The sequence below is a fragment of the Rhizorhabdus sp. genome (genome assembly GCF_018006725.1).
In the GTDB taxonomy this organism is placed as follows: Bacteria; Pseudomonadota; Alphaproteobacteria; order Sphingomonadales; family Sphingomonadaceae; genus Rhizorhabdus.
Genome location: NZ_JAGMXV010000414.1, coordinates 1 through 3,066 on the forward strand (window position 1 = coordinate 1; position 3,066 = coordinate 3,066).

Below are 3,066 nucleotides of genomic sequence, written 5' to 3' on the forward strand. Positions count from 1 at the left end.
CCGATGCACGCGCGCCGCCTTCGCCGGGTAGCAACACAGGGAGCGCGCCTACTGCGTCGAGATCATCGCGCGTTGCCCGGTCAAGCCGGACAACGATATCGTAACGCCGGTCCCCTTCAAACACGATTCCCGCCTCCCGGCCGCCGAGGGCTATGGAAACGGTATCGCTGACATCCTGAAGGGTCAGTCCGTATCGCGCGATGGCATCCCGGTCGAACTGGACGTCCAGGACAGGGAAGCCAGCCGTCTGCTCGACCTTTACGTCGGCAGCGCCGGGGACGGTGTTCAGTACCGCTGCCACTTGCTGGGCCGCGCGGCCCATTTCCTCGAGATTGTCACCATAGAGCTTGATCGCGATGTCACCGCGCACACCGGCAATCAGCTCGTTGAAGCGCAGCTGGATGGGCTGGCTGATTTCAAATGCGTTGCCGACGAGTGGTTCGAGCTTCTTCTCAACCCGTTCGATCACATCGTCCTTGGTGCTGATACCGTCAGGCCAGGTTTCCCGAGGCTTGAGGATGATGAACGTATCCGAAGCGTTGGGCGGCATCGGATCGCTCGCAACTTCCGCCGTGCCGGTCTTGGAATAGATGAAGGCGACTTCCGGCAAGGAAGCGACAGCCTTTTCAACCTGGAGTTGCATCTCCTGCGATTTGTTCAGCGAGGTCGAAGGGATACGCAGCGCCTGCATGGCGAGATTGCCCTCGCCCAACGTTGGGATGAACTCGCTGCCGAGCATCGAAAATACCAGGCCCGCAGCGGCGAAAGTACCCGCTCCTGCGCCGATCCACGGCCAGGGACGATCAATCACCCGCTTGAGCACGGGCTCGTAGCGCTCCTTCATCCATGCGATCGCCCGCACTTCCTTCTCGGCGACTTTGCCACGGATCAGCAACGCAACCATTGCGGGCACAAACGTAAGTGAAGCGATGAACGCGCCAGCCAATGCCAGCATGACCGTAATTGCCATCGGCGAAAAGGTTTTACCCTCGACCCCGGTGAAGGTCAGCAGAGGCACGAACACGAGGAAAATGATCGCCTGCCCGTAAAGGGTCGGCTTCACCATCTCGCGCGATGCCTCGAACACCTCGTGCAGCCGCTCGCTCACACTGAGCAGTCGCCCTTCATGATGTTGCCGTTCGGCCAATCGCCTCAGGCAATTTTCGATGATGATAATCGAGCCATCGACAATCAGACCGAAATCGAGTGCTCCCAGGCTCATCAGATTGCCCGATGTGCGGGTAAGGTTCATGCCCGTCCCCATGATCAGGAACGAGATCGGGATGACAAGCGTGGCAATGATGGCCGCGCGGATGTTTCCGAGCAGCCAAAACAGCACAATCGCGACCAAAAATGCACCTTCCAGCAGGTTCTTTTCAACCGTGCCTATGGTTGCATCGACCAGCTGAGAGCGGTCCAGAACCGACTTGACCGTAATGCCGGGTGGGAGCGATTTGGCGACCTCTTCAAGGCGATCTGCAACTGCGGAAGCGACGACCCGGCTATTGCCATCGGCAAGCATGAGCGCGGTTCCGACAACGATCTCCTTGCCGTTTTCGGAAGCCGAGCCGGTGCGCAGTTCGCCGCCGATCTGGACCGTGGCAACGTCGCGAACCGCGACAGGGACACCACCACGGCTGGCGACCGTCGCGCGACCGATTTCATCAACCGAGCGGATGCGGCCATCGGCGCGGACAAGGAAGGCTTCGCCGCCCCGTTCGACAAAGTTAGCGCCGACAGAGATGTTGGCGCGTTCAAGGGCTTCGGCCAGTTCGGAGAAGGAGATGCCGTAAGTAGAGAGCTTGGATGCATCGGGCTGGACAACGAACTGCTTCTCATAGCCACCGATCGAATCGATCCCGGCAACGCCTGACACGGTCTTGAGTTGCGGGCGGATCACCCAGTCCTGAACCGTGCGCAAATAGCCGAGTTTGGCCACCTCATCGGTCAGAATTTCACCAGACGGAGTCATATACGAGCCATCGGGCTGGAACCCCGGCTTGCCCGCGACTTTGGGCGCCGCCTTGCTGCCGGGCTTGGCAAAATCGACGATGTACATGAGCACTTCGCCCAGTCCGGTTGAAACCGGACCCATTTGCGGCTCGACCCCTTCGGGCAGGGTTCCTTTGGCCTGATTGAGCCGCTCGGCCACCTGCTGACGCGCAAAATAGAGATCGGTGTGGTCTTCGAAGATCACAGTTACCTGGCTGAAGCCGTTGCGCGATATTGAGCGCGAGCTTTCCAGACCCGGGATCCCTGCCATCGCCGTTTCAACGGGAAAGGTGACAAGCCGTTCAATATCGAGCGGCCCGAGATTGGGCTCGACCGTATTGATTTGCACCTGTTTGTTGGTGATGTCGGGAACGGCATCGATCGGCAGCTTCATCAGCTCCGACAAGCCGTAGGCGGAAATGATCAGCGTCAGGATGACCACGCCCCAGCGGAAGCGGATCGACGCATCAAGAAGTTTCTCGATCATCTCAGTGCTCCGCCTCGCCCTTACCGAGTTCGGCTTTGAGCAGGAACGCACCCTTGGTCGCGATGGCGACGCCCGGTTTCAGCCCATCGACGATCTCGATCCGTCCACCTCCGCGCTTGCCGGTGACGACAGTGGTCGCAAGAAACCCCTTGGCGGTCCTGACGAATACGACCTCGCGCCCTTCGACGGTCTGCACGGCTTCCTCCGGCAGCGCGATAAGGCCGTTATCGCCACCTCCACGCGGCTTGATCCGGGCGCGCAGGCCTTGACCGGGTGTCAGCCCACCAATGCCTTGCGGTGTCAGGATGATCGTCGCGGTCTTGCTATCGGGATCGAGGGTGGGAGTTGCTGAGCGCACCACTGCATTCAAGGTCTCCCCGCCCAGCAGTTCGATCACAGCGCTATCGCCTGGCTGAATGCGCCGTGCATCCGCGGCCAGCACCGATGCGTTGATCTGGATGCGGGTGGGATCGGAAACGCGAAACAATTCGGTGCCGGCGAGGACATAAGCCCCAAGCCTCGCGTCGGCCTTGATCACCCGCCCGGAAATGAGGCTGATGACAGAGAGGCTTCGGCCATCGCCAGAC

2 protein-coding genes are annotated in these 3,066 nt (G+C 60.4%); both read right to left on the bottom strand.

Annotated features, from left to right (window positions below):
• On the bottom strand, positions 1-2,479 hold a 2,479-nt coding region (locus KAY22_RS27060; RefSeq protein WP_296626145.1), incomplete at its 3' end, for a CusA/CzcA family heavy metal efflux RND transporter.
• A 1-nt stretch (position 2,480) separates the two neighbouring features.
• Positions 2,481-3,066: HlyD family efflux transporter periplasmic adaptor subunit (locus KAY22_RS27065; protein WP_296626146.1), on the bottom strand; the 586-nt coding region annotated here is incomplete at its 5' end.